Origin of the sequence: Burkholderia sp. BCC1985 (assembly GCF_905339915.1) — a bacterium.
In the GTDB taxonomy this organism is placed as follows: domain Bacteria; phylum Pseudomonadota; class Gammaproteobacteria; order Burkholderiales; family Burkholderiaceae; genus Burkholderia.
Window position 1 is genome coordinate 15,723 of the sequence record NZ_CAJPGY010000059.1, and the last position, 20,860, is coordinate 36,582.

The following is a 20,860-nucleotide window of genomic DNA, read 5'->3' on the forward strand; positions in this document are numbered from 1 at the left end:
CCTCAGCTCTGGTTTTGATCGGGCTCGTCGCGACGGCCGCCGAGCATCGGCTTGCTGCGCGCATCGATCGCGCGCCGTTCGAATTCCTGCGGGGGAAGCATCTCCAGATCCGGTTCCGGGTCGCCGATGTCGGGGATTTCGTGGTGTGTCGCTTCGAACTGGGCGATCGCGCGCGCCAGCAGTTGCGCGAGCAGCTTCGCGTGCACCGGGCTGATCGCGACGCGGCTCATCAACTGGACGTTGCCGGATTGCGGCTCGACCTGCCCGGCATCGATCAGGAACTCGAACGCGTTGTGCCCGACCTCGAAATAGTTCGCATAACTGGCGAGCAGCGGCCGTGTCTGGCCGGCCGGCTGGGCCGGCTCCGGCGGGGCGTCCTGGCTTGGCTCGATGACGTGCACGACGGCCTCCTTGCATGGCGACGGGCGGTCTGTCCGTTCTGCTTCGCAAGGAGCGGGCCAACGCGGGTGCGCCGGCGCAAGCGCATGATTTGCCGTGGAATTTTCCGGCCGGTGCGGGATTCGGGAACGCTGCCGGGCTGTACCATGTGACAGCCCGGCTGTCACACCGATGCAGTGTTGCCGGCGTCCAGGTTGTACTTGGCCAGCTTGCGGTACAGCGTCATGCGCGACCAGTTCATCTGGCGCGCTGCTTCCATCTTGTTCCAGTTGGTCTGGCGCAGGACCGAGACCAGCCGCTCGCGCTCATGTTCACCGGCGGAAAAGTCCTGCAGGAACAGCCGGCGAAACGCCGGCGGCAGGTCGCCCAGCCCGAACGGGCGCCCTTCCGGCGCATCGATGAACAGTGCCTCGACCAGATTGCGCAACTCACGCACGTTGCCCGGCCACCGGTAATGCCGCATGCACTCGAGCAGCGCCGGATCGGGCCGCCCCACCCGCATCGCCCGCTGCAGGTTGTGTTCGGCGACGAAGTGATCGACGATCGGCGCGATGTCCTCCGGCCGTTCGCGCAGCGGCGGTATCTCGATGCGCGCGACGTTCAGGCGATAGAACAGGTCGGCACGGAAACGGCGCTCCTCGACCAGCTCCTCCAGCCGTTCGTTGCTCGCCGCCACGATCCGGACGTCGACCGGGCGCCGGCGCTGCGAGCCGACCGGCATCACCGTGCGGTCCTCGAGCAGGCGCAGCAGCTTCGCCTGGACGGCGAGCGGCATCTCGCTGACTTCGTCGAGGAACAGCGTGCCGCCGTCGGCCTCGACGAAGCGGCCGGGAAACGCGTGCTGGGCGCTGGTGAACGCGCCGCGCTCGTGGCCGAACATCTCGGATTCGAACAGGCTGTCGGGCACGGCGGCGCAGTTCACCGCGATGAACGGCTTGTCGGTCCGGGTGCTGAGCCGATGGACGGCGCTGGCGACGCGCTCCTTGCCGGTGCCGGTTTCGCCGGTCACGAGCACCGTCGTATCGGTGCGCGCGACCTTCGCCAGATAGCGGCGCAGGTCGGTCATCGCCGGGCTCGAGCCGTGCAGCCCGAGTGACGTCGCGTGAATGCCTCCGATCGTGCTCATGCGCGCGCCGCCCGGCTAGCGAACCGTTGACGGATGATGCGCAGCCCCGATGTTCATCGCCACTTCCCCCCCGGTGGATTTTGAGGAACAAGACAACCATCCTCGATGGCGATTGTTGGCACGCGTTTAATTAGTACTGTGATGCGTGTTGAATGGAGAGCCGCGTGTCACGGCGCCGGCCGATAACCAGTGTAGTTTCAATATGGAGATTCGTACAACCTGAGGACCGCCGATGTTTGCGCGCGACCGGCCGGCCGCCGGTGCGCGGGCGAATCGATCGGCTCGGACATGCCCGGGCGCAATGGCGAATGTGTCATGTCACGCACGTTCATCGAATCGTCCGCAATCAGCATCACGAACGAATGGCCGGGTGCGGTATTGGAGAATGCGTATCGTTCACGCGGCACGCGCAGGGACTTCGCGAGCGCCGGTCGAGGCGGTCGCGCGCGGGGGGCGTGCGCGGCGATGGGCCGTCCGCGCACCGGCTCGCGGGCTGAGCCCGCGCGTCACGCGCACCCGCGCACCCGCGCACCCGCGCACCCGCGCACCCGCGCATCCCGCGCATCCCGCTCGTCACGCTCGTCACGCTCGTCACGCTCGTCACGCTCATCCCGCGCAATCCGCCCATCACGCCCATCACGCCCGTCACGACGGCGCGGATTCGCCCTCGCGCAGCGTGATACCCGTCCACGCGCCGCTTGCGGCCAGTTCGCCGATCAGCTCGACGATCGTCTGCCGCACGGCAAGCGCGGCGGAATTGACGGGAGACGTGTTCGACCAGCACAGGCTCGCGGGCCGGCGGATCTCCGGCTCGACGATCCGGCGCATCTTCGGCCGGCTGGACGGCTCGCGCGACGCCAGCGCGGACGCCGGCAGGATCGTGCACGCGAGGCCCGACTGCGCGAGCGAGATCATGGTCGGCAGCGAATCGATATCCGCGATGATGTTGAGCGGCACCTCCTCGCGCGCGAACGTGCGTTCGAGCAGCAGGCGCAGCCCGTTCTGCACGCCCGGCGCGACGAGCGGCACGCCGGCGAGCGACGCGAGCGGGCAGGTTCGCGCGCGCGACGGCACCGCGCCGCCCGGCTCGCCGAGCAGATACAGCACCTCGTCGAACAGCGGCATCGCGGTGATGCCGGTCGTGTTGGATTCGCGGAACAGGATCGCGAGGTCGAGCCGCCCGTTCGCCAGCAGCTCGTTGATGAAGCCGCTCATGCTCTCGAGGTACTGCAGCCGGATGCCCGGATAACGCGCCCTCACGCGCTCGAACAGCGGCACCGCGAGGATCGACGTCATCGTGGTCGGGAAACCCACCGCGACCGTGCCCGACTCGCTGCCCGCGCCTTCCCGCACTTCCTGGCGCAGCTGCTCCATCTGCCGGAGCACGAGCCGCGCATGGCGGTACAGCGCCTGCCCGGCCGCGGTCGGCTTCACGCCCTGCGGGCTGCGCACCAGCAGCGTGACGCCGATGTCGCCCTCGAGCTTCGCGATCTGCTGGCTCAGCGACGGCTGCGCGACGAACAGTTTTTCGGCCGCCTTCCCGAGGCTCCCGTATTCCACGATGCTGACGAAGTAACGGAGCTGGCGGATGTCCATGGCGGTTCGTTCGATGCGAAAGCCATAGGATACCCCTATGACCGGCACATCCAAACGGTATTTCCGCCGCGCCTGCGCTTCACCTAAAGTCACTTCATGCCAAGTCAGAACAGCCGGCCCGCCCGGCGATGGAGGTGACAGTGAACGCTCCCCGGTCGCATGCCAGCGACGATGTCCAACAGGTCGCGACCGACCTGATCAGCGCCGAACGTGCGATCGCCTTCGCGGCCACGCTCGACCATCCGGTCGTTCCCGCCGTGGGCGACGCGCTGCTGCCCGCCTGGCACTGGCTGTATTTCTGGTCGATCGCGCAGCAGGCCGAGCTCGGCCCGGACGGCCATCCGCGCAAGGGCGGCTTCCTGCCGGACCTCGGGCTGCCGCGCCGCATGTGGGCCGGTGGCCGGCTGACGTTCGAACGCCCGCTGACGATCGGCGCGATCGCGACGCGCACGTCGCGCATCCTGTCCGTCGAACGCAAGGAAGGCCGCACCGGCACGCTCGGCTTCGTGACCGTCGAGCACGTGATCGAATCCGCGGGTGAAGTCGCGATCCGCGAGGAACACGACATCGTCTATCGCGGCGCGGCCGCGCCCGGCGCCGCCACGCCCCCGCCGAAGGCCGCGCCCGACGCCGCGCAATGGCAGCGCGACATCACGCCGGACGAAGTCATGCTGTTCCGCTATTCCGCGCTGACCTTCAACGGCCATCGCATTCACTACGACCGCACCTACGTGCGCGACGTCGAAGGTTATCCGGACCTCGTCGTGCACGGCCCGCTGATCTCGACGCTGCTGCTCGACCTCGTGACGCGCTCGCTGCCCGGCGCGACGATCGTCGAATACGCATATCGCGCAGTACGGCCGACCTTCCTCGGCAACACCTTCAGCGTGTGCGGCCGTCTCGCCGACGACGGCAAGACCGTCGAGCTCTGGGCAAAAGATCACGACGGCTGGCTGACCATGTCCGCGACCGCGACCCTCGCATAGGGCCCATTCCAAGCATTCCCCGATACGAAACATGAATCCTACCGACGCGTACCAAGACATTCGCGAAGCCGTTCGCGACCTGTGCGGCGAATTTTCCGCCGAGTATTTCCGCAAGATCGACGAGGAACGCGGTTATCCCGAAGCGTTCGTCGACGCGCTGACGAAAGCCGGCTGGCTCGCCGCGCTGATTCCGCAGGAATACGGCGGCTCGGGACTCGGCCTGACCGAGGCGTCGGTGATCATGGAGGAGATCAATCGCGCGGGCGGCAACTCCGGCGCGTGTCACGGCCAGATGTACAACATGGGCACGCTGCTGCGCCACGGCTCGGCCGAGCAGAAACAACGCTATCTGCCGAAGATCGCGAGCGGCGAGCTGCGCCTGCAGTCGATGGGCGTGACCGAACCGACCACCGGCACCGACACAACGAAGATCAAGACGACGGCGGTACGCAAGGGCGATCGCTACGTGATCAACGGCCAGAAGGTGTGGATCTCGCGCGTGCAGCACTCCGACCTGATGATCCTGCTCGCGCGCACCACGCCGCTGTCGGACGTGCAGAAGAAGTCGGAAGGAATGTCGATCTTCATCGTCGACCTGCATCACGCGATCGGCAACGGGATGACGGTGCGCCCGATCCCGAACATGGTGAACCACGAGACCAACGAGCTGTTCTTCGACAACCTCGAGATTCCCGCGGAGAACCTGATCGGCGAGGAAGGTCGCGGCTTCAAGTACATCCTCGACGGACTGAATGCCGAGCGCACGCTGATCGCGGCCGAATGCATCGGCGACGGCTACTGGTTCGTCGACAAGGTGTCCCAGTACGTGAAGGATCGTGTCGTGTTCGGCCGCCCGATCGGCCAGAACCAGGGCGTGCAGTTTCCGATCGCCCGCTCGTTCGTCAACGTCGAGGCCGCGAGCCTGATGCGCTTCGAGGCCGCGCGCCGGTTCGACGCGCACGAGCCGTGCGGCGCGCAGGCGAACATGGCGAAGCTGCTCGCGGCCGATGCGTCGTGGGAAGCCGCGAACGCGTGCCTGCAGTTCCACGGCGGCTTCGGCTTCGCATGCGAATACGACGTCGAACGCAAGTTCCGCGAAACGCGCCTGTACCAGGTCGCGCCGATCTCGACGAACCTGATCCTGTCGTACGTCGCCGAGCACATCCTCGGCCTGCCGCGTTCGTTCTGACGGGAGTGACGAGCATGCGCCCACTGGAAGGCATCAAGGTCGTCACGTTCGAGCATGCGATCGCCGCGCCGTTCTGCACGCGCCAGCTCGCCGATCTCGGCGCGCGCGTGATCAAGGTCGAACGGCCGGGCGTCGGCGATTTCGCGCGCGGCTACGACGAACGCGTGTCGGGGCTCGCGTCGCACTTCGTGTGGACCAACCGCTCGAAGGAAAGCCTCACGCTCGACGTCAAGCAGCCCGCGGCGCTCGACGTCGTGCACAAGCTGCTCGCGGATGCCGACGTGTTCGTGCAGAACCTCGCGCCCGGCGCGACCCAGCGGCTGGGGCTCGATTACGACACGCTGCGCGAGCGCTATCCGCGGCTGATCGTCTGCGACATTTCCGGCTACGGGCTCGACGGTCCGTTCCGCGACAAGAAGGCGTACGACCTGCTGATTCAAAGTGAATCCGGATTCCTGAGCATTACCGGATCGAACGGCGAGCCGGCCAAGGCCGGCTGCTCGATCGCCGATATCGCCGCCGGCATGTATGCGTATACGAACATCCTCGCCGCGCTGATCGAGCGCGGACGCACCGGGCGCGGCCGGCACATCGACGTGTCGATGCTCGAAAGCATGGTCGAGTGGATGAGCTATCCGCTCTACTACGCGATCGACGGCCAGTCGCCGCCGCGGCAGGCCGGCGCGTCGCACGCGACGATCTTTCCGTACGGCCCGTTCAGGGCCGGCGACGGCAACACCGTGATGCTGGGCCTGCAGAACGAGCGCGAATGGAAGCGCTTTTGCGAGACCGTGATCGGCATGCCCGAGCTGGCGGCCGACGAGCGCTTCGGGTCGAACAGCCGCCGCGTCGCGAATCGCGACGCGCTCGCGGCCATCATCGTCGATGCATTCTCGACGCTGACGTCCGCCGACGTGATCGACCGGCTCGAGCAGGCTGGCATCGCGAACGCGCGAATGAACGACATGCACGGCGTCTGGACGCATGCGCAACTCGCCGCGCGGCATCGCTGGACGCGGGTCGACACACCGGCCGGCGAGATTCCTGCCCTGCTGCCGCCCGGCGTCGCGCCGGACGACGATCCGCGCATGGACCCGGTGCCGGCGCTCGGCCAGCATACCGATGCCGTGCTGCGCGAGCTCGGCTATGCCGACGAACAGATTCACACGTTGCACGCATCCGGTGCGGTCTGACCGGGCCTTGCCGCGCTGATCGAAGCGCGCCCCCCACCTACGTTTCGAAGCGTCTCCGCGTCCGGTCACGGACGCGAGAGCGCCACATGACTGGAGACATCATGGCGAACACCGTCAATGCCGCCGGCCGGCTCGACCGGCTGCCGATTTCAAGGTTTCACTGGAAGATACTCGGCCTGATCGCCGGTGGCGCGTTCCTCGACGCGTTCGACATCTATCTCGCCAACGGCTCGGTCGCGGCGATGGTCAAGGAGGGATTCACCGACCTGCGGCATGGCGCGATGTTCGTGTCGTCGACGTTCGTCGGGATGATGATCGGGGCGTTCGTCGCGGGTTACGTCGGCGATCGGCTCGGGCGGCGCTATTCGTATCAGCTCAATCTGGCCGTGTTCGGGCTGGCTTCGATCGCCGCGTGTTTCGCGCCCGATATCGCGTGGCTGATCGTGCTGCGTTTCATCATGGGGATCGGGCTGGGCGCGGAACTGGTCGTCGCGGCCGGGACGCTCGCCGAGTTCGTGCCGCCCGAGACGCGCGGCAAGTGGGTGTCGCTGCTCGCGATCATCACCAACAGCGGGCTCTTCGCGGCGCTCGCCGCGGGGTACTGGATCATTCCTTATCTCGGCTGGCGGTACATGTTCGCGCTGGCTGGCGTCGGCGCGCTGCTCGTCTGGTTCATGCGCAAACGGATGCCGGAGTCGCCGCGCTGGCTCGAATCGGTCGGGCGGCTCGACGAGGCCGAGGCGACGCTTGCCGCGATCGAGCAGGAGGTCGGCCGGCAGGTCGGCACGCTGCCGCCCGTGCGACGCACCGTCGACCTGCATGTCGGCAAGGTGCCGCTCGGCGTGCTGTTTTCCAAGGGGATGCGGGGCCGGACGATCGTCGCGGCGTTGACCGCGATCGGTGTGAACGTCGGGCTCTACGGCTTCATTGCGTGGCTGCCGACGTTCTTCGTCACGGAAGGATTGTCCGTCGTCAAGTCGCTCGGGTTCGTGTTCCTGATGTCGATCGGCTCGCCGGTCGGCGGATTGATCGGCTATCTGATCGCGGATCGGATCGGGCGGGCCAAGGGCATCGTGATCGCGTCGATTCTCAGCATCGCGCTCGGCTGGCTGTATGTGTCGCTGCGCGATACCACCGCGATCATCGTGGTCGGCTTCTGTCTCGTCAGCGCGATCTACACGATCACGACGCTCGGGCTGTTCGGCTACATTCCCGAACTGTTCCCGACCGAAGTGCGGCTGCGCGGCACCGGTGTCGCGGGGATGTGCGGACGGATGTCGTCGATCGGCACGCCTGCGCTGGCCCTGGCGCTTTACCAGGCGTTCGGCGTATCGGGCGTGATCGCGATGGTCAGCGCGATGCTCGGCGTGCTGTGTGTCGCGATCGGGCTGCTGCGCGTCGAAACCGGAGGGCAGGCGCTGGAGGAGGTCGCGCCGGGGACGCACGACGCGGAAGACGCCGCAGTCCACTCCGGCGTCAGGCAAGCCTGATTGCCGGCGGGCCGGCGGCGGCGAATATTCGGCGCTCGCTGCCGGGCGGCGGCGGCGAGCGGCGAGCGGCGAGCGGCGAGCGCCGGTGCGACGTCCCGGACAAACAAGGGTTTCGCGTGGATTTCCTCTGATGTCCGCGTTCGTCCCTTCTTCAAGCGCACCCGCATGTTGAACGACTGCACCGCCGCGCCAATCGCGCGTCAGACAGGAAGGTTCAAGCTCGACGTGGCGCGTGAAGGTCCGCCCCGTCCATGTGTCTGTGACGCATATACGCGCACATACCCGCACATACGCGCACGTAGCGCGCCGCCGATGCTGACATAAAATAGAAGCTATTCCTGACTGAAAAAAGGGGGCCGACATGAGGCGCCTCTATTTCCTCGTACCCGACACGCAGATGGCGAAGGCGATCGTGGATGACTTGCTGCGCGCTCGCATCATCTGGCGCCATATCCATGTCCTCGCGGATCACAGTGTCACGCTCGAAGAGTTACCCGAAGCGTCCTTGCTGCAAAGCAGCGATGTCGTGCACGCGCTCGAGCGCGGCGTCGCGCTCGGCGGCGCAACGGGCGCGCTCATCGGCCTCGTCGCGCTCGTCTACCCGCCTGCCGAGCTCGTGATCGCGGGCGGCGCCGTCGTCGCATTGACGGTGGCGGGTGCGGGCTTCGGGGCGTGGACGGCCGGGATGATCGGCATCGCCGAGCCGAACGCGCGACTCGAGCGATTTCGGGAGGCGATCAAGGAAGGCCAGATTCTGATCATGGCCGACGTGCCGGCATTGCGAGAGCAGGAAATCGAGCAGATGATCGCCCAGCATTTTCCGAAGGCGGATCTGGAGGGCGGCGAGCCTACGTCACCGGTTTTTCCCTGACACGCGGAAACCGGCATGCACGGCGCGTGGGGCCGCACCCGCATCGAGCGGGTCGGCAGCAGGCAAGGGTGAATTCGGCATCCGTCCACGCAGACAATTTGTCGGAGTGCTTAATTTACCCCGACACGCCGGCACGAAGACGATTCCGTGACGGCCCCTGCCCTTTTGGCGTTGCATCCGGTGAGATGCCCGTGACCGCGCAACGTCACGGCCTCCGTTCCCGTGTCGCGCCGCCGACGCCCGCCGCACGCCGATCCTGAACAGAACACCGTACTGCCATGCGACGCGCAGGGTTTTTGCACCTTGCGTTGCCCCCCATATCTGCCATTCTGAATCGAATAGCCGACGTATTTTCGACGCGCGAACCGTCAGCAAGGAGGTCGTATGGAACTGCACATTCAATCGCACCATTGGCAACGGCGCATGCCGGACTGGCTCGCCGCGGCCGTGGCCGGGCTTGCCGGGGGCGCCCTGGTGATCGTGCTCGAATTCTTCTGGTCGACCATGGTGCTCGATGAAAGTCCGTGGCAGCCGACCCACAAGATCGCGGCGATGGTGATGGGCCGTGGCGCGCTCGAACAGATGTCGGTGTTCAGCTTCAGCATCGTGGGAATGGCACTGCTGTTGCACTACGTGCTCGGCGCCATCATGGGGATGATCCTCGCCGCGATCATGGCGCCGTTCCGCTTCGATTCGAGCGTCGGCATGGAGGCCGTTATCGGGCTGGCTTTCGGGATCGTCGCGTACGTATGGAACTTCTACGTGATGACCGCCGTGTTCCCGTGGTTCATCTCGGAGCGGGGATCCGGACCGTTGCTGGCCAACCTGCTGTTCGGCGTGGTCACCGCCGTCGTCTACGGCATGCTCGAACGGCGCAAGCAGAACGCGATGCACTGACATGCCGGTGCTTCGCGCCGCGCGGGACGGCTGCCTCGACAAGCCATGCCGGAGGCGGCCGTTTTGCTTGTCGTCGCGGCCGGTGGTGCCGTCCGTGGTGCGACGCGGGTATGGGGTGCTTCCCTCCTTCCTCTTGCGCTGCCTTGCACGATGCAAGGCAGCAGACTACCTTTTTCTTTAGAGCCGCCGACGCCGCCTGGCGAATCGGTCCTGGTGGATTGCCGGCAAACAATCGTACGAAATTCGGCAAGGCGGCACGACGATGCCCGGAGCGCCGGTTGGCGGCTCCGGCGAGTGACGCGCGGCGAGGCGGCCCATGGTGCTTGCGATTGCCCTGATCGTGATCATCGCGTTGGCGGTGGGGTTTCACTTTGCCAGTCCCTGGTGGATCACGCCGATCGCGTCGAACTGGGTGCGCATGGACGACATGCTGACGATCACGCTCGTCATCACCGGCGCGTTCTTCATCGCCATCAACCTGTTCATCGCGATCGCGCTGATGCGCTACCGCCACCGCGGCGGGCATCGCGCGGCCTACGAGCCGCACAACAGGCGGCTCGAATGGTGGCTGATCGGCCTGACCGCCGTTGGCGTGGCGGCGTTGCTGGCACCCGGTCTGTTCGTCTATGCGGACTACATCCGGCCGCCGCGCAACGTGCTGCAGATGGAGGTGCTCGGCCGGCAATGGCAATGGCGCTTCCGCTTCGCCGGCCCCGGCGGCAAGCTGGGCACGACGGATGTGCGCTATATCGGCAGCGACAATCCGTTCGGCCTGAACCCCGCCGACCCCAACGGCCGCGACAACTACCTGATCGAGACGCCCGAGGTCCATCTGCCGCTGAACCGGCCGATCCAGGTCCTGACACGGTCGCTAGACGTGCTGCACGACTTCTATGTCCCGCCGTTTCGTGCGCGCATGAACATGGTGCCCGGCATGGTGACGACCTTCTGGTTCACGCCGACCAGGGCAGGCCGTTACGACATCCTGTGCGCGCAGCTTTGCGGTGTCGGGCACGCGGGCATGCGCGGCGTGGTGGTGGTGGAAGACGATGCAGCGTTCTCGCGCTGGCTCGCGCAGCAGACCACCTTCGCGCAGCGGCAGCAGGCCAAGGTTCAGGCCGCGGCGGCAACGCCAGGCGGCAGCGCGCAGGCGCTTGCCGACCAGGGCAAGGCGCTCGCCGCGGCCAAGGGCTGTTTCGCGTGCCATACCGTGGACGGCAGCCCGCGCGTGGGCCCCACCTGGAAGGGCCTGTACGGCAAGACCGAAACGATGGCTGACGGCAGCACCGCGAAGGTGGACGACGCCTATCTGCGCGCCTTCATCCGCGATCCGGCGGCCCGCGTCGTGAAGGGCTATTCACCCATCATGCCGCATTTCGACCTGAGCGATCAGGAGCTGACCGCGCTGGTGACCTACATCGAATCGCAAGGCGGCCCGGCTGCCACTGCCAGCAGCACGGCCAACCGCCAGCCCTAGCGGAGCAGACGCAATGCCCTACGCGCACCTCGACCACACCCCGAAAAGCTTCTGGACGCGCTATGTCTGGAGCCAGGACCACAAGGTCATCGCCGTGCAGTATGCGCTGACGGCCATCGCCATCGGCCTGGTCGGCCTCGTCCTGTCGGACCTGATGCGGTTGCAGCTCGGCTTTCCCGGCAAGTTCAGCTTCATCGACGCCAACCACTACTACCAGTTCGTCACCATGCACGGGATGATCATGGTGATCTACCTGCTGACCGCGCTGTTCCTGGGCGGCTTCGGCAACTACCTGATCCCGCTGATGCTGGGCGCGCGCGACATGGTATTCCCGTTTCTCAACATGCTGAGCTACTGGGTCTACCTGCTGGCCGTGCTGGTGCTGGTGGCGAGCTTCTTCGTGCCGGGCGGGCCGACCGGCGCGGGCTGGACGCTGTATCCGCCCCAGGCGATCCTGCCCGGCACGCCGGGCGTCGAATGGGGCATCGTGCTGATGCTCGTGTCGCTGGCGATCTTCATCGTCGCCGCAACCATGGGCGGCCTGAACTACGTCACCACGACGCTGCAGGCGCGCACGCGCGGCATGACGCTGATGCGCATGCCGCTCACGGTGTGGGGCATCTTCATCGCGACCATCATGGCGCTGCTGGCGTTTCCGGCGCTGTTCGTGTCGGCCGTGATGATGCTGCTCGACCGGACGCTCGGCACCAGTTTCTTCATACCGGCCGTAGTGTCGATGGGGCAGTCGCTCAAGCACGCCGGCGGCAGCCCGCTGCTGTTCCAGCACCTGTTCTGGTTCTTCGGGCATCCGGAGGTCTACATCGTCGCACTGCCGGCCTTCGGCATCGCGTCGGACCTCATCAGCACCCACGCGCGCAAGAGCATCTTCGGCTACCGGATGATGGTGTGGGCCATCGTCGTCATCGGCGCACTGAGCTTCGTGGTGTGGGCGCACCACATGTTCGTCGCCGGCATGGATCCGTACTTCGGTTTCTTCTTTGCCACCACCACGCTCATCATCGCCATCCCGACCGCCCTCAAGGTCTACAACTGGGTGCTGACGCTGTGGCGCGGCGATATCCACCTGACCGTGCCGATGCTGTTTGCCATCGGCTTCATCAGCACCTTCGTGCTGGGCGGGCTGACCGGGCTCTACCTCGGCAACGTGAGCGTGGACATTCCGCTGTCGAACACGTACTTCGTGGTCGCGCACTTCCATATGGTGATGGCCGTGTCGCCGATCCTGGTGGTGTTCGGCGGCCTCTACCACTGGTATCCGAAGGTGACGGGCCGCATGCTCGACGACAGGCTCGGGCGCGCGCACTTCTGGATCACCTTCCTCGGCACGTACGCGATCTACTTCCCGATGCACTATCTCGGCATCCTCGGCATGCCGCGGCGGTATTACGCGTACGAGGGCTACAGCTTCATTCCGCATTCGGCGCAGACGCTCAACACGTTCATCACCGTCGCCGCGCTGATCGTGGGGGTCGGACAGTTGCTGTTCCTGTACAACCTGGCGTGGAGCCTCGTACGCGGCAAGCGTGCCGACGGCAATCCGTGGCGGGCCACCACGCTGGAATGGCAGACGCCGCAAACGCCGCCGGTGCACGGCAACTGGGGCGCCGCGCTGCCGGTCGTCTACCGTTGGGCGTACGAATACAGCCCGCCGGGACAAGCGGAAGACTTCGTCCCGCAAAACCAGCCGCCTGCAACCGCGCCGGAGCCGGAACCGGCCCGCCCGACGGTTCAACCCGGCGAGGCACGCAAATGACCACGTTGCCGCGCCCCTTCGTTCCCGACACGCCGCCGCCCGTCCTGCCGAATGCGAGCCGCGTCGGCCTGATCGTGTTCATGGCCGTGGCGACGGCCTTGTTTTCATTGCTGCTGCTCGCCTACGGCATGCGCATGCGCGAGCCCGACTGGCAGCCGATCCCGCATCCGGCGTTGCTGTGGTGGAACACCGGCGCGCTCGCGCTGGCCAGCGTCGCCATGCAGCGTGCCCGGCAGCTGACCGGGCATCGCGTGGCGTGGCTGGTGGGCGGCGGCGTGCTGGCCGCCGTGTTCGTAATCGGGCAACTGATCGCCTGGCGCATGCTGTCGGCGGCCGGGCAAACCGTCGTCGCCAATCCTTCCAACAGCTTCCTCTACCTGCTCACCGGCCTGCACGGACTGCACGTGATGGGCGGGCTGGCGGCCTGGGCCGTGACGATCGCGCAGCGCCGGCGTGCGGATCCGTTCCGCGCTCAGCGCGCCATTTCGCTGTGCGCGCTCTACTGGCATTTCCTGCTGGCGGTCTGGCTCGTGCTGCTGGCGGCAATGTGGTGGCTCACCCCCACGGTTGTCGCCGCCATTTGCGGACCGCTGTATGGAGCCGCGCCATGACCTCGCCCCCGCTCCCGCCCGAATCCGCCGCCACCCCGCCCGCCGACGCCGGGCCCGACGGCTGGCGCGGCATCGTCACGGACTGGTCGGCCGACCGCGAAGCCTTCAAGGTGCCGTGGGGCAAGGCGATGATGTGGATCTTCCTGCTGTCGGACACCTTCGTGTTCAGCAGCTTCCTGATCGGCTACATGTCGGTGCGCATGTCGACCACGGCGCCGTGGCCCGACCCGTCCAAGGTGTTCGGGCTCACCGTGGCCGGCGTCGAGGTGCCCTTGCTGCTGATCGCGATCATGACGTTCACGCTGATCACCAGCAGCGGCACCATGGCGATGGCCGTGAATTTCGGCTATCGGCGCAATGCCCGGCGCGCCGCCGCGTTGTTGCTGGCGACCGCGCTGCTCGGCGTGACCTTCGTGTCGATGCAGGCCTTCGAATGGACCAAGCTGATCGTCCATGAAGGCATCCGCCCGTGGGGCAACCCGCTGGGCGCCACGCAGTTCGGCGCATGCTTCTTCATGATCACCGGGTTCCACGGTTTTCACGTGACCTGCGGCGTGATCTACCTGCTGCTGATCGCACGCAAGATCCTGCAGCCGGGGTTCACCGAGCACGGCAACTTCCAGATCGTCGAGATCGCCGGCCTGTACTGGCACTTCGTCGACCTGGTGTGGGTGTTCATCTTCGCGCTGTTCTATTTGTGGTGAGGCAGGCCATGGACCACACCGATCCCGCCGATCGACCCGACGCCGCGCACGGCCAGCAGCACCCGATCGGCATCTACCTGAAAATCTGGGGCCTGCTGTTCGTCCTGAGCACGTTGTCGTACCTGGTCGACTACTTCAAGGTGCAAGGCGTGGTGCGCTGGGTGCTGATCGTCGTGCTCATGATCGCCAAGGCCGGACTGATCGTGTCGATCTTCATGCACATGATGTGGGAGCGTCTGGCGCTGGTGTACGCGATCCTGATACCGCCGCTGTGCCTGCTGGTGCTCATGGTGCTGATGGCGGCCGAAGCGCATCACACGTTCGGCATGCGGGCGCTCTTCTTTCATTGATCCCGTCGCCGGTTCGTTCTTCCGGCGAAGAACGCTTCGGATCACGTACGATCCGGCTTGGCTCGAGGAGGGGGATGGGGACAACGCGCGCCTGGCGCGTGCTCGCGTGCAGCCGAACGTTTGGAATTGGACGCTGGCCGGCACGCAGGCATGTGTGACGAGAGGATGCGCACTGCCGCGAGCAGCGCGCATCCTCCCGGAGGGCGGCGATCAGTAGGCCGCCACCTTTTCGGTATTGCGTCGTTCCACGGACGTCCTGGATTTCGCCACTGCCGTGATGAACAACATGGTCGCGATGCCACCGGCGATCAGTGCCGGGTAAGCGGCCAGGATCTGGACCAGGGAATACTTCCAGCTCAACGGGCGCCCGACGCCAAGCATTGCCGCATAGAACCACGAGACGGCGGAAATCACGCCCGCGAAAATGGCAACCATGCGCCGTTCGAACGAAAGCTTCAGCAAGGAGCCCGCTTTCCGCAATGCCGGCAGGACCGCGGAGTGCAGCGCGATACCGTTGAAGGTCAGCAACGCGACGATGCCGATCTTGGCCTGCAGCTTGGGATTGCCGAGATACCGGAGACCCTGGGTCCGCATGTCGAACGCAATGATCGCGATGCCGGTGATCCAGAGAATCGTCAGCGCCAACGTGACGGTGCGCTGCAGGCTGGCCAGATGAACCTGGGCAGGATCGGTAGGCGCGTCGGTATCCAGCAGTTGCCTGACCATCGCAATGTCGCTGGTCAGCACGAGACCAATCGCGACACAGCAGGCAATGAGATGAACATAGACGATTCCCATTCGTACGAATTCCATTTTCTGTCCTTTATCGGCGCGGTGCGCAAAGTTAAGTTGTACCGTCGTGAATCTGGGCGAATTCCGTCGATACACATTTAGGATTGCGACGCAAACATCAAAATTCGATCATGGATTCCGCTATCAAGCTGGCTCCAGTTCGGCATGACATGAACAACGTGGTGAGCCCATTCCGGTGCGTCTGGTCGCAACGGGCTGAATGCAGTCGAACCGACACCCATCGCGAGTTCGACCACTTGATCAAGCCCGCACGGCGTGCAGACTTGTAGTGTCGGATGGCTGGCCATCCGGGTATCCGGCATGCGTGACTTGCAGATTGAAAGGTCGCCCGACTGCCGGATGCTGCTGGGCGACGGGCAAAATTTAAAACAGCGAGCCCTGACGAATCAACCCGAGTTGTTACGAAATGCAAAGGACGTAACGAGCGCTGAATGCGCCGAGGGAAGGGTCGGACCGGGCGCAATTTCTGCTGATACGGAGTATGCGGAATTGTTCTGACCTGGATTCAGGCACTGATTGACGGGTCACGTCTTTTTACATTTGAGCGGTAAATAGTAAAGGGGTCGCAGTTCGCAGTGCATATTGCGAAACTTTCATATGTTGAATAGGTAAATTCTCGGTCATTCGGGATATTGTCGAGCATTGATTTTCTCAGACGAAACGCCAACGGCATCGGGCGTTGATGCACCGATCACTTCCTGAAAATCTGCGCAATTTTCCGAGAGATCTCCCGTCTCTTCCTTCGCATTACGCCGTCTGGCGGGGCTGAGCGTCAAACCGGCAGTGACGGCGGAGACACCGACCGGGTCGACATAACCAAAATCGGATGGCCCGAATTTTTTAGGGTATGGTTCCGCAATAAATCGAAGCAGATCGCGCGATCGGCCGAAAGAATATTTTTGACGACTGGCAGGAGGTAAAAATCGCGGACGTCAAAAATCAAAAATACCCTGATTACCCGAAATCAAAACCATGCCTTGCAAATAACTTTCGATCAAGGCCGAGAAATCCCGCCGGGTCGAGATTCGTCGTCGATGGCGGCTGAGGAAGTCGCGCCTCATTCGCAAAGCGCCGCTCATGCGTCGGTTTGAGCGTTCACCAAACGCCGCTGCAACGTGCTCGTGCGCGTCGAGCGCGGTCGCCCCTCGGATTGCCTTTCCCCGGCAGTCCCCGTTGAATCCGGGAATAACCGTCGTGTGCTCACGGTATTGCAGGAAACACGAACCGGGTGACCCCTATGGACATCATCGACACGGCCCATGCAACGGATACCAAACAGGAATCGCCCGCGGTGCGCGCACCGCACCGTGAATCGAAAGTCCGGATGCAATCCGTGCTGCGCGGTTTCCAGCTCGGATCGGGCGTGGTGCTGCTGACCTATCTCTTTCTGCACCTGATCAATCACGCACTCGGAATCTGGTCACTCGAACTTGCCGGACGCGGTCTCGTGCTGGCGTTGCGGCTCTGGCGCAGCGCACCGGGGACGTTCGTGCTGTACGGTGCGGCGTCGCTTCATTTTGCGCTGGCGTTGCACACGATATACGGGCGCCGCCACTGGACCCTGCCGCCCGCCGAATGGCTCCGCCTCTGGGCAGGCCTCAGCCTGCCGCTGCTGCTGATCCGCCACGCGGTGACAACCCGGCTCGCGTCCTCGCTCTACGGCTTCGAGCCGGACTACGAGCGCGTCGTCACCGTGCTGCTCACCAGCGGCACGCAGGGCCTGCAGCTGGCCCTGCTCGCGCCCGGCTGGATACACGGATGTCTCGGACTGTGGTTCCGGTTGCGCCACCAGCCGTGGGCGTGCCGCGTCAAACCCGCGCTGCTGGCATTCGTCGCCCTGTTGCCGTTGCTCTCCGCAGGCGGCTTTGTTCATATGATGCGCATCGTCGAGGCGAAGGGCTCGCTGTATCTGCCCCCCGATCCGAAACTGGTTTCACACCAGCTCGCCCTTGACGCGTGGCGTCACTATCTCGTCACCCTCTACGTGTGCCTGATCATCGGCGCGTTGATCGCGGGCCTGTTGCGCAACCGCCTTGAACGTCGACGATTGCAGAACGCGTGACGAAGACCGGGAAGATCCGGCCGAGCGGCGGCGGCCGGCACGCGTCATCCCCGTCGATCAGGGTTGACGTTTGCCGCGACCACCGGCGGGTTTCCCGGCCGGATTGCGTGAACCCGCAGCCGCCTTGCCGGCGGGTTTGCCGCGAGGCTTTTGCACGCTGAACGGACTGCCGCTCAACACGCTTGCCGCCTTACCCGCGGCGCCGGCACGCTGCCCCTCGGCCTTGCGCTTGCCGTCCCCACCTTGCGGCTTCGGCTTCTTGCCGGCCGCCGGCATGGCACCCGCCCCACCTTGCGGCACCTTGGGCTTCTTCGGCTTTTTGGGCTTCTTGATGATCTGCCCCGTCGCGCTGGTTTCCGGCACGCGGTGTTCGGCTTCGAAACCCGGCTCCTCTTCACGGCGTAGCGTCTGCCGGATCAGCGCTTCGATCGCGGCCAGCTGCGGCGCTTCATCGGCGCACACCAGCGACACCGCCACGCCGCGGGCGCCCGCGCGGCCGGTACGGCCGATACGGTGCACATAGTCTTGCGCGACGATCGGCAGATCCACGTTGATCACCAGCGGCAGGTCGTCGATATCCAGCCCGCGCGCCGCCACATCGGTCGCGACCAGCATCTGCACTTCGCGCGTCTTGAAGCGCTCCAGCGCACGCAGGCGCGCGGGCTGCGGCTTGTCGCCGTGGATGGTGTCGACCGCATAGCCCGCTTCATCGAGCATCGCCGCCAGGTAGTCCACGCCGTTGCGGGTCTTGACGAACACCAGCGCGTGGTCCCAGTTGTTCTCGGCCACCAGGTGCATGAAGAGGTCGGGCTTGTTGCGCTTGTCCACCGGCACCACCCACTGCTTGATCTTGCTGGCCGTGACGTTGGGCGGGCTGACGCTGATATCGACCGGGCTGCGCAGAATGGTCGCCGCCATCGCGCGAATATCGTCGGTAAACGTGGCGGAGAACAGCAGCGTCTGGCGCCGGGCGGGCAATGCGGCAAAGACGGCGTTGAGTTCGCGCGCAAAACCCAGGTCGAGCATCCGGTCGGCTTCGTCCAGCACCAGCGCCTGCACCTGGTCGAACTGCACCGCGTTCTGCCGGTTGAGGTCCAGCAGACGGCCCGGCGTGGCAACGAGCACATCCACGCCCTTGCGCAGCTTCATCATCTGCGGGTTGATGCTCACACCGCCGTAGGCGGCCAGGAACCGCAGGTCGAGGCCCTTGCCGTACGCGACGAAGCTCTGCAGCACCTGTTCGGCCAGCTCACGCGTGGGCACCAGCACCAGGACACGCGCACGGTTGCTGGACACCGCCGGCCCGTGTTGCACCAGCCGCTGCAGCAGCGGCAGCGCGAAACCCGCCGTCTTGCCGGTGCCGGTCTGCGCCGCGGCCATGACGTCCTTGCCGCCGAGCACCGCGGGAATCGCCTTGGCCTGCACCGGCGTCGGTGTCTGGTAATTGAGGTCCTGCAGATTACGCAGCAAGGGATCGATCAGGCCAAGCGAGGCAAAAGACATGGACGTGTTCCGGGCTAAAACCGCAATTCTAGCCGTTACCGCCGCTGCGACCGCATCGCGCGGGCCGAACGCCGCGCCGCGCGATGCGGCGTCACCGATCCTGTTTCGACGCGCCGCGCGTGAACGGCTGCGGCCGCCTGCCCGCCGCCTGGCGATCGATCATCCAGCTGGGATAGCCGGCAGGCACCGCACTGACGGCATCAAGATGCGCGAGTTCGTCCCCGGTCAGCGCGACCTCGGCCGCGCCGAGATTGTCTTCGAGCTGTTCGACCCGCTTGGCGCCGATGATGACGCTCGTGACATGCGGCTTGGCGAGCAACCACGCGAGCGCGATCCGCGCGACCGACACACCTCGCGCGTCGGCGATGGCGCGCATCGCGGCAACGCACGGCCACGCCCGCTCGAGATCGACCGGCGGAAAATCGAAATGGCTGCGCCGCGATCCTGCTTCGGCCGGCGCCCCGGGGCCGAACTTCCCCGAAAGCAGTCCCCCGGCGAGCGGCGACCAGACGAGCAGGCTCATCTGCTCGTCGATCGCGAGCGGCACCAGTTCGTGCTCGACGTCCCGTCCGGCGATCGAATAGTAGGCCTGCAGCGTCTCGAAGCGCGTCGCATGGAGCGCCTGGCTGAGCCCGAGCGCCTTGCCGATCTTTCCGGCGCGCCAGTTCGAGACGCCGACATGGCGAACCAGCCCCTGCCGCGTCAGATCGTCGAGCGCCCGCAGCGTCTCTTCGATCGGCGTGACGGGGTCGTTCGCGTGTATCTGGTAGAGGTCGATGTGGTCGACCTGGAGCCGTTCCAGGCTTCGCTGCACGGAATCCATGATGTGGCCGCGCGACGCCCCCTGATCGTTGGGCTTCGGGCCCATCACGCCCGCCGTCTTCGTCGCCAGCACGATCTCGCCGCGCGGCACGCCGAGGTCCCGGAGCGCCTGTCCGACGAGGCGTTCCGACTGACCGAACGAGTAGATGTCGGCGGTATCGATGAAGTTGATGCCCTCGGCCAGTGCGCGGGAAACCAGCCGGGTCGCGTCGTCCTGGCCGACCGCGCCGATCGACGCCCACATGCCGGCATCGGCATTGCCGCCCAGCGTCATCGTGCCGAGACACAGCTCGGAGACATACAGGCCGGTGCGGCCCAGTTGCTTGTATTTCATGGCCGTTTCCTCATGGTCGGCTGGAAGAAATGCGGTGGCGTCCGGTCCGGCGAGCCCCGCACGCCGGGATGTCAGCTGATTCGCGCGTGCCCTGCCCGAAACTGTCCGGCGATCGTTGCGACGCGTGCGCCATAGCGGCGTGCCGTCTCGAGATCCCCGGGCGACATCTCGTCGGGCGACGCGTCGGCCGGCGTCTGCGCCATCGGCGCGAGATAGGAGCCCATGCGATTCAGGTCGTCGCGCATCGACGCCTTCAGGTTCGCCGGCTTGATGTCCATGCTCACCCAGACACCGCCGTGCTGCCCGGCGAGCAGCACGAAGTATTCGAGCGTATTGAGCTTGTCGCCGTTGACGCTCGCGCTATTGGTGAAGCCGCCGAAGATCTTGTTGCGCCACCGGCCGTCGAACCAGGCCTTCGACGATGCATCGGCGAACTTCTTGAACTGCCAGCTGGGGCCGCCCATGTAGGTCGGCGAGCCGAACAGGATCGCGTCGGCGCCCGCGAGCGTGTCCCACGCGTCCGGTGCGATGTTCCCGTCGGCGTCGATTGCGACGAGGACGGCGCCCGCGCCCTCGGCGACAGCCGTTGCCATACGCTGGGTATGCCCATAGCCGGAGTGGTAGACGACGGCCGTCTTAACCGGTGCGATGTGTTGTGTCATG

The 20,860-nt window shown here is 65.6% G+C and carries 19 protein-coding genes; 12 read left to right on the top strand and 7 right to left on the bottom strand.

The annotated features are described in order from the left end of the window. Positions 1-2 precede the first annotated feature (2 nt). From U4Z31_RS33760 to U4Z31_RS33770, 3 genes are all read right to left on the bottom strand, one after another. Positions 3-401: a DUF3467 domain-containing protein gene (locus tag U4Z31_RS33760; protein ID WP_044846913.1), complete on the bottom strand. Its 399-nt coding sequence runs from the start codon at positions 399-401 to the stop codon at positions 3-5. 161 nt (positions 402-562) lie between these two features. Next, complete coding sequence (locus U4Z31_RS33765) at positions 563-1,525, bottom strand: sigma-54 dependent transcriptional regulator (RefSeq protein ID WP_321812659.1); 963 nt, start codon at positions 1,523-1,525, stop codon at positions 563-565. 645 nt (positions 1,526-2,170) lie between these two features. After that, positions 2,171-3,121, bottom strand: a complete 951-nt coding sequence (locus tag U4Z31_RS33770) for a LysR substrate-binding domain-containing protein (protein ID WP_124487351.1) — start codon at positions 3,119-3,121, stop codon at positions 2,171-2,173. Between the two features lie 128 nt (positions 3,122-3,249). On the opposite strand from U4Z31_RS33770, the gene U4Z31_RS33775 reads away from it, so the two are divergent. From U4Z31_RS33775 to U4Z31_RS33825, 11 genes are all read left to right on the top strand, one after another. Continuing rightward, positions 3,250-4,107: a MaoC family dehydratase N-terminal domain-containing protein gene (locus U4Z31_RS33775; RefSeq protein ID WP_415750324.1), complete on the top strand. Its 858-nt coding sequence runs from the start codon at positions 3,250-3,252 to the stop codon at positions 4,105-4,107. Positions 4,108-4,138: 31 nt separating this feature from the next. Beyond that, positions 4,139-5,296, top strand: a complete 1,158-nt coding sequence (locus tag U4Z31_RS33780; RefSeq protein ID WP_124529571.1) for an acyl-CoA dehydrogenase family protein — start codon at positions 4,139-4,141, stop codon at positions 5,294-5,296. Positions 5,297-5,310: 14 nt separating this feature from the next. Beyond that, positions 5,311-6,489, top strand: a complete 1,179-nt coding sequence (locus U4Z31_RS33785; RefSeq protein WP_321801901.1) for a CaiB/BaiF CoA-transferase family protein — start codon at positions 5,311-5,313, stop codon at positions 6,487-6,489. Positions 6,490-6,590: 101 nt separating this feature from the next. Next, on the top strand, positions 6,591-7,979 hold the full coding sequence (locus tag U4Z31_RS33790) for an MFS transporter (protein WP_321812670.1): 1,389 nt from the start codon (positions 6,591-6,593) through the stop codon (positions 7,977-7,979). Between the two features lie 361 nt (positions 7,980-8,340). Beyond that, on the top strand, positions 8,341-8,850 hold the full coding sequence (locus U4Z31_RS33795; protein ID WP_044846925.1) for a hypothetical protein: 510 nt from the start codon (positions 8,341-8,343) through the stop codon (positions 8,848-8,850). A gap of 384 nt (positions 8,851-9,234) precedes the next feature. Next, on the top strand, positions 9,235-9,747 hold the full coding sequence (locus tag U4Z31_RS33800) for a hypothetical protein (RefSeq protein WP_044846926.1): 513 nt from the start codon (positions 9,235-9,237) through the stop codon (positions 9,745-9,747). A 316-nt stretch (positions 9,748-10,063) separates the two neighbouring features. Continuing rightward, the gene (locus tag U4Z31_RS33805; protein ID WP_321812661.1) at positions 10,064-11,224 is read left to right on the top strand and encodes a c-type cytochrome; all 1,161 of its coding nucleotides are present in this window, start codon (positions 10,064-10,066) and stop codon (positions 11,222-11,224) included. 13 nt (positions 11,225-11,237) lie between these two features. Then, positions 11,238-12,998, top strand: coding sequence for a cytochrome c oxidase subunit I (ctaD, locus tag U4Z31_RS33810; protein WP_321812662.1), 1,761 nt, complete (start codon positions 11,238-11,240; stop codon positions 12,996-12,998). Further along, the gene (locus U4Z31_RS33815) at positions 12,995-13,609 is read left to right on the top strand and encodes a cytochrome c oxidase subunit 3 (RefSeq protein WP_321812663.1); all 615 of its coding nucleotides are present in this window, start codon (positions 12,995-12,997) and stop codon (positions 13,607-13,609) included. Before ctaD ends, U4Z31_RS33815 begins: the two co-directional genes overlap by 4 nt. Then, a complete protein-coding gene (locus tag U4Z31_RS33820; RefSeq protein WP_124893849.1) occupies positions 13,606-14,313 on the top strand; it encodes a heme-copper oxidase subunit III family protein in 708 nt (235 codons plus the stop codon). Before U4Z31_RS33815 ends, U4Z31_RS33820 begins: the two co-directional genes overlap by 4 nt. Before the next feature lie 8 nt (positions 14,314-14,321). Further along, positions 14,322-14,663, top strand: a complete 342-nt coding sequence (locus U4Z31_RS33825; protein ID WP_044846931.1) for a cytochrome C oxidase subunit IV family protein — start codon at positions 14,322-14,324, stop codon at positions 14,661-14,663. A 210-nt stretch (positions 14,664-14,873) separates the two neighbouring features. Here the strand turns inward: U4Z31_RS33825 and U4Z31_RS33830 are convergent, their stop codons facing one another. Then, on the bottom strand, positions 14,874-15,476 hold the full coding sequence (locus U4Z31_RS33830; RefSeq protein ID WP_124487363.1) for a hypothetical protein: 603 nt from the start codon (positions 15,474-15,476) through the stop codon (positions 14,874-14,876). 1,324 nt (positions 15,477-16,800) lie between these two features. Between U4Z31_RS33830 and U4Z31_RS33835 the strand changes: the two genes are divergently transcribed. Then, positions 16,801-17,538, top strand: a complete 738-nt coding sequence (locus tag U4Z31_RS33835; protein WP_321812671.1) for a hypothetical protein — start codon at positions 16,801-16,803, stop codon at positions 17,536-17,538. A 57-nt stretch (positions 17,539-17,595) separates the two neighbouring features. Here the strand turns inward: U4Z31_RS33835 and U4Z31_RS33840 are convergent, their stop codons facing one another. From U4Z31_RS33840 to U4Z31_RS33850, 3 genes are all read right to left on the bottom strand, one after another. Further along, positions 17,596-19,041, bottom strand: coding sequence for a DEAD/DEAH box helicase (locus U4Z31_RS33840; protein WP_321812664.1), 1,446 nt, complete (start codon positions 19,039-19,041; stop codon positions 17,596-17,598). A gap of 91 nt (positions 19,042-19,132) precedes the next feature. Next, complete coding sequence (locus U4Z31_RS33845; protein WP_321812665.1) at positions 19,133-20,197, bottom strand: aldo/keto reductase; 1,065 nt, start codon at positions 20,195-20,197, stop codon at positions 19,133-19,135. A gap of 71 nt (positions 20,198-20,268) precedes the next feature. Next, the gene (locus U4Z31_RS33850; protein ID WP_044846935.1) at positions 20,269-20,859 is read right to left on the bottom strand and encodes a flavodoxin family protein; all 591 of its coding nucleotides are present in this window, start codon (positions 20,857-20,859) and stop codon (positions 20,269-20,271) included. Between the last annotated feature and the right edge of the window lies 1 nt (position 20,860).

Bases quoted from the DNA above. Each gene is read 5' to 3' on its own strand.
- U4Z31_RS33765 (WP_321812659.1), bottom strand. From the start codon at position 1,525: ATGAGCACGATCGGAGGCATTCACGCGACGTCACTCGGGCTGCACGGC.
- U4Z31_RS33770 (WP_124487351.1), bottom strand. From the start codon at position 3,121: ATGGACATCCGCCAGCTCCGTTACTTCGTCAGCATCGTGGAATACGGG.
- U4Z31_RS33775 (WP_415750324.1), top strand. From the start codon at position 3,250: ATGGAGGTGACAGTGAACGCTCCCCGGTCGCATGCCAGCGACGATGTC.
- U4Z31_RS33780 (WP_124529571.1), top strand. From the start codon at position 4,139: ATGAATCCTACCGACGCGTACCAAGACATTCGCGAAGCCGTTCGCGAC.
- U4Z31_RS33785 (WP_321801901.1), top strand. From the start codon at position 5,311: ATGCGCCCACTGGAAGGCATCAAGGTCGTCACGTTCGAGCATGCGATC.
- U4Z31_RS33790 (WP_321812670.1), top strand. From the start codon at position 6,591: ATGGCGAACACCGTCAATGCCGCCGGCCGGCTCGACCGGCTGCCGATT.
- U4Z31_RS33795 (WP_044846925.1), top strand. From the start codon at position 8,341: ATGAGGCGCCTCTATTTCCTCGTACCCGACACGCAGATGGCGAAGGCG.
- U4Z31_RS33800 (WP_044846926.1), top strand. From the start codon at position 9,235: ATGGAACTGCACATTCAATCGCACCATTGGCAACGGCGCATGCCGGAC.
- U4Z31_RS33805 (WP_321812661.1), top strand. From the start codon at position 10,064: ATGGTGCTTGCGATTGCCCTGATCGTGATCATCGCGTTGGCGGTGGGG.
- ctaD (WP_321812662.1), top strand. From the start codon at position 11,238: ATGCCCTACGCGCACCTCGACCACACCCCGAAAAGCTTCTGGACGCGC.
- U4Z31_RS33815 (WP_321812663.1), top strand. From the start codon at position 12,995: ATGACCACGTTGCCGCGCCCCTTCGTTCCCGACACGCCGCCGCCCGTC.
- U4Z31_RS33820 (WP_124893849.1), top strand. From the start codon at position 13,606: ATGACCTCGCCCCCGCTCCCGCCCGAATCCGCCGCCACCCCGCCCGCC.
- U4Z31_RS33825 (WP_044846931.1), top strand. From the start codon at position 14,322: ATGGACCACACCGATCCCGCCGATCGACCCGACGCCGCGCACGGCCAG.
- U4Z31_RS33830 (WP_124487363.1), bottom strand. From the start codon at position 15,476: ATGGAATTCGTACGAATGGGAATCGTCTATGTTCATCTCATTGCCTGC.
- U4Z31_RS33835 (WP_321812671.1), top strand. From the start codon at position 16,801: ATGCAATCCGTGCTGCGCGGTTTCCAGCTCGGATCGGGCGTGGTGCTG.
- U4Z31_RS33840 (WP_321812664.1), bottom strand. From the start codon at position 19,041: ATGTCTTTTGCCTCGCTTGGCCTGATCGATCCCTTGCTGCGTAATCTG.
- U4Z31_RS33845 (WP_321812665.1), bottom strand. From the start codon at position 20,197: ATGAAATACAAGCAACTGGGCCGCACCGGCCTGTATGTCTCCGAGCTG.
- U4Z31_RS33850 (WP_044846935.1), bottom strand. From the start codon at position 20,859: ATGACACAACACATCGCACCGGTTAAGACGGCCGTCGTCTACCACTCC.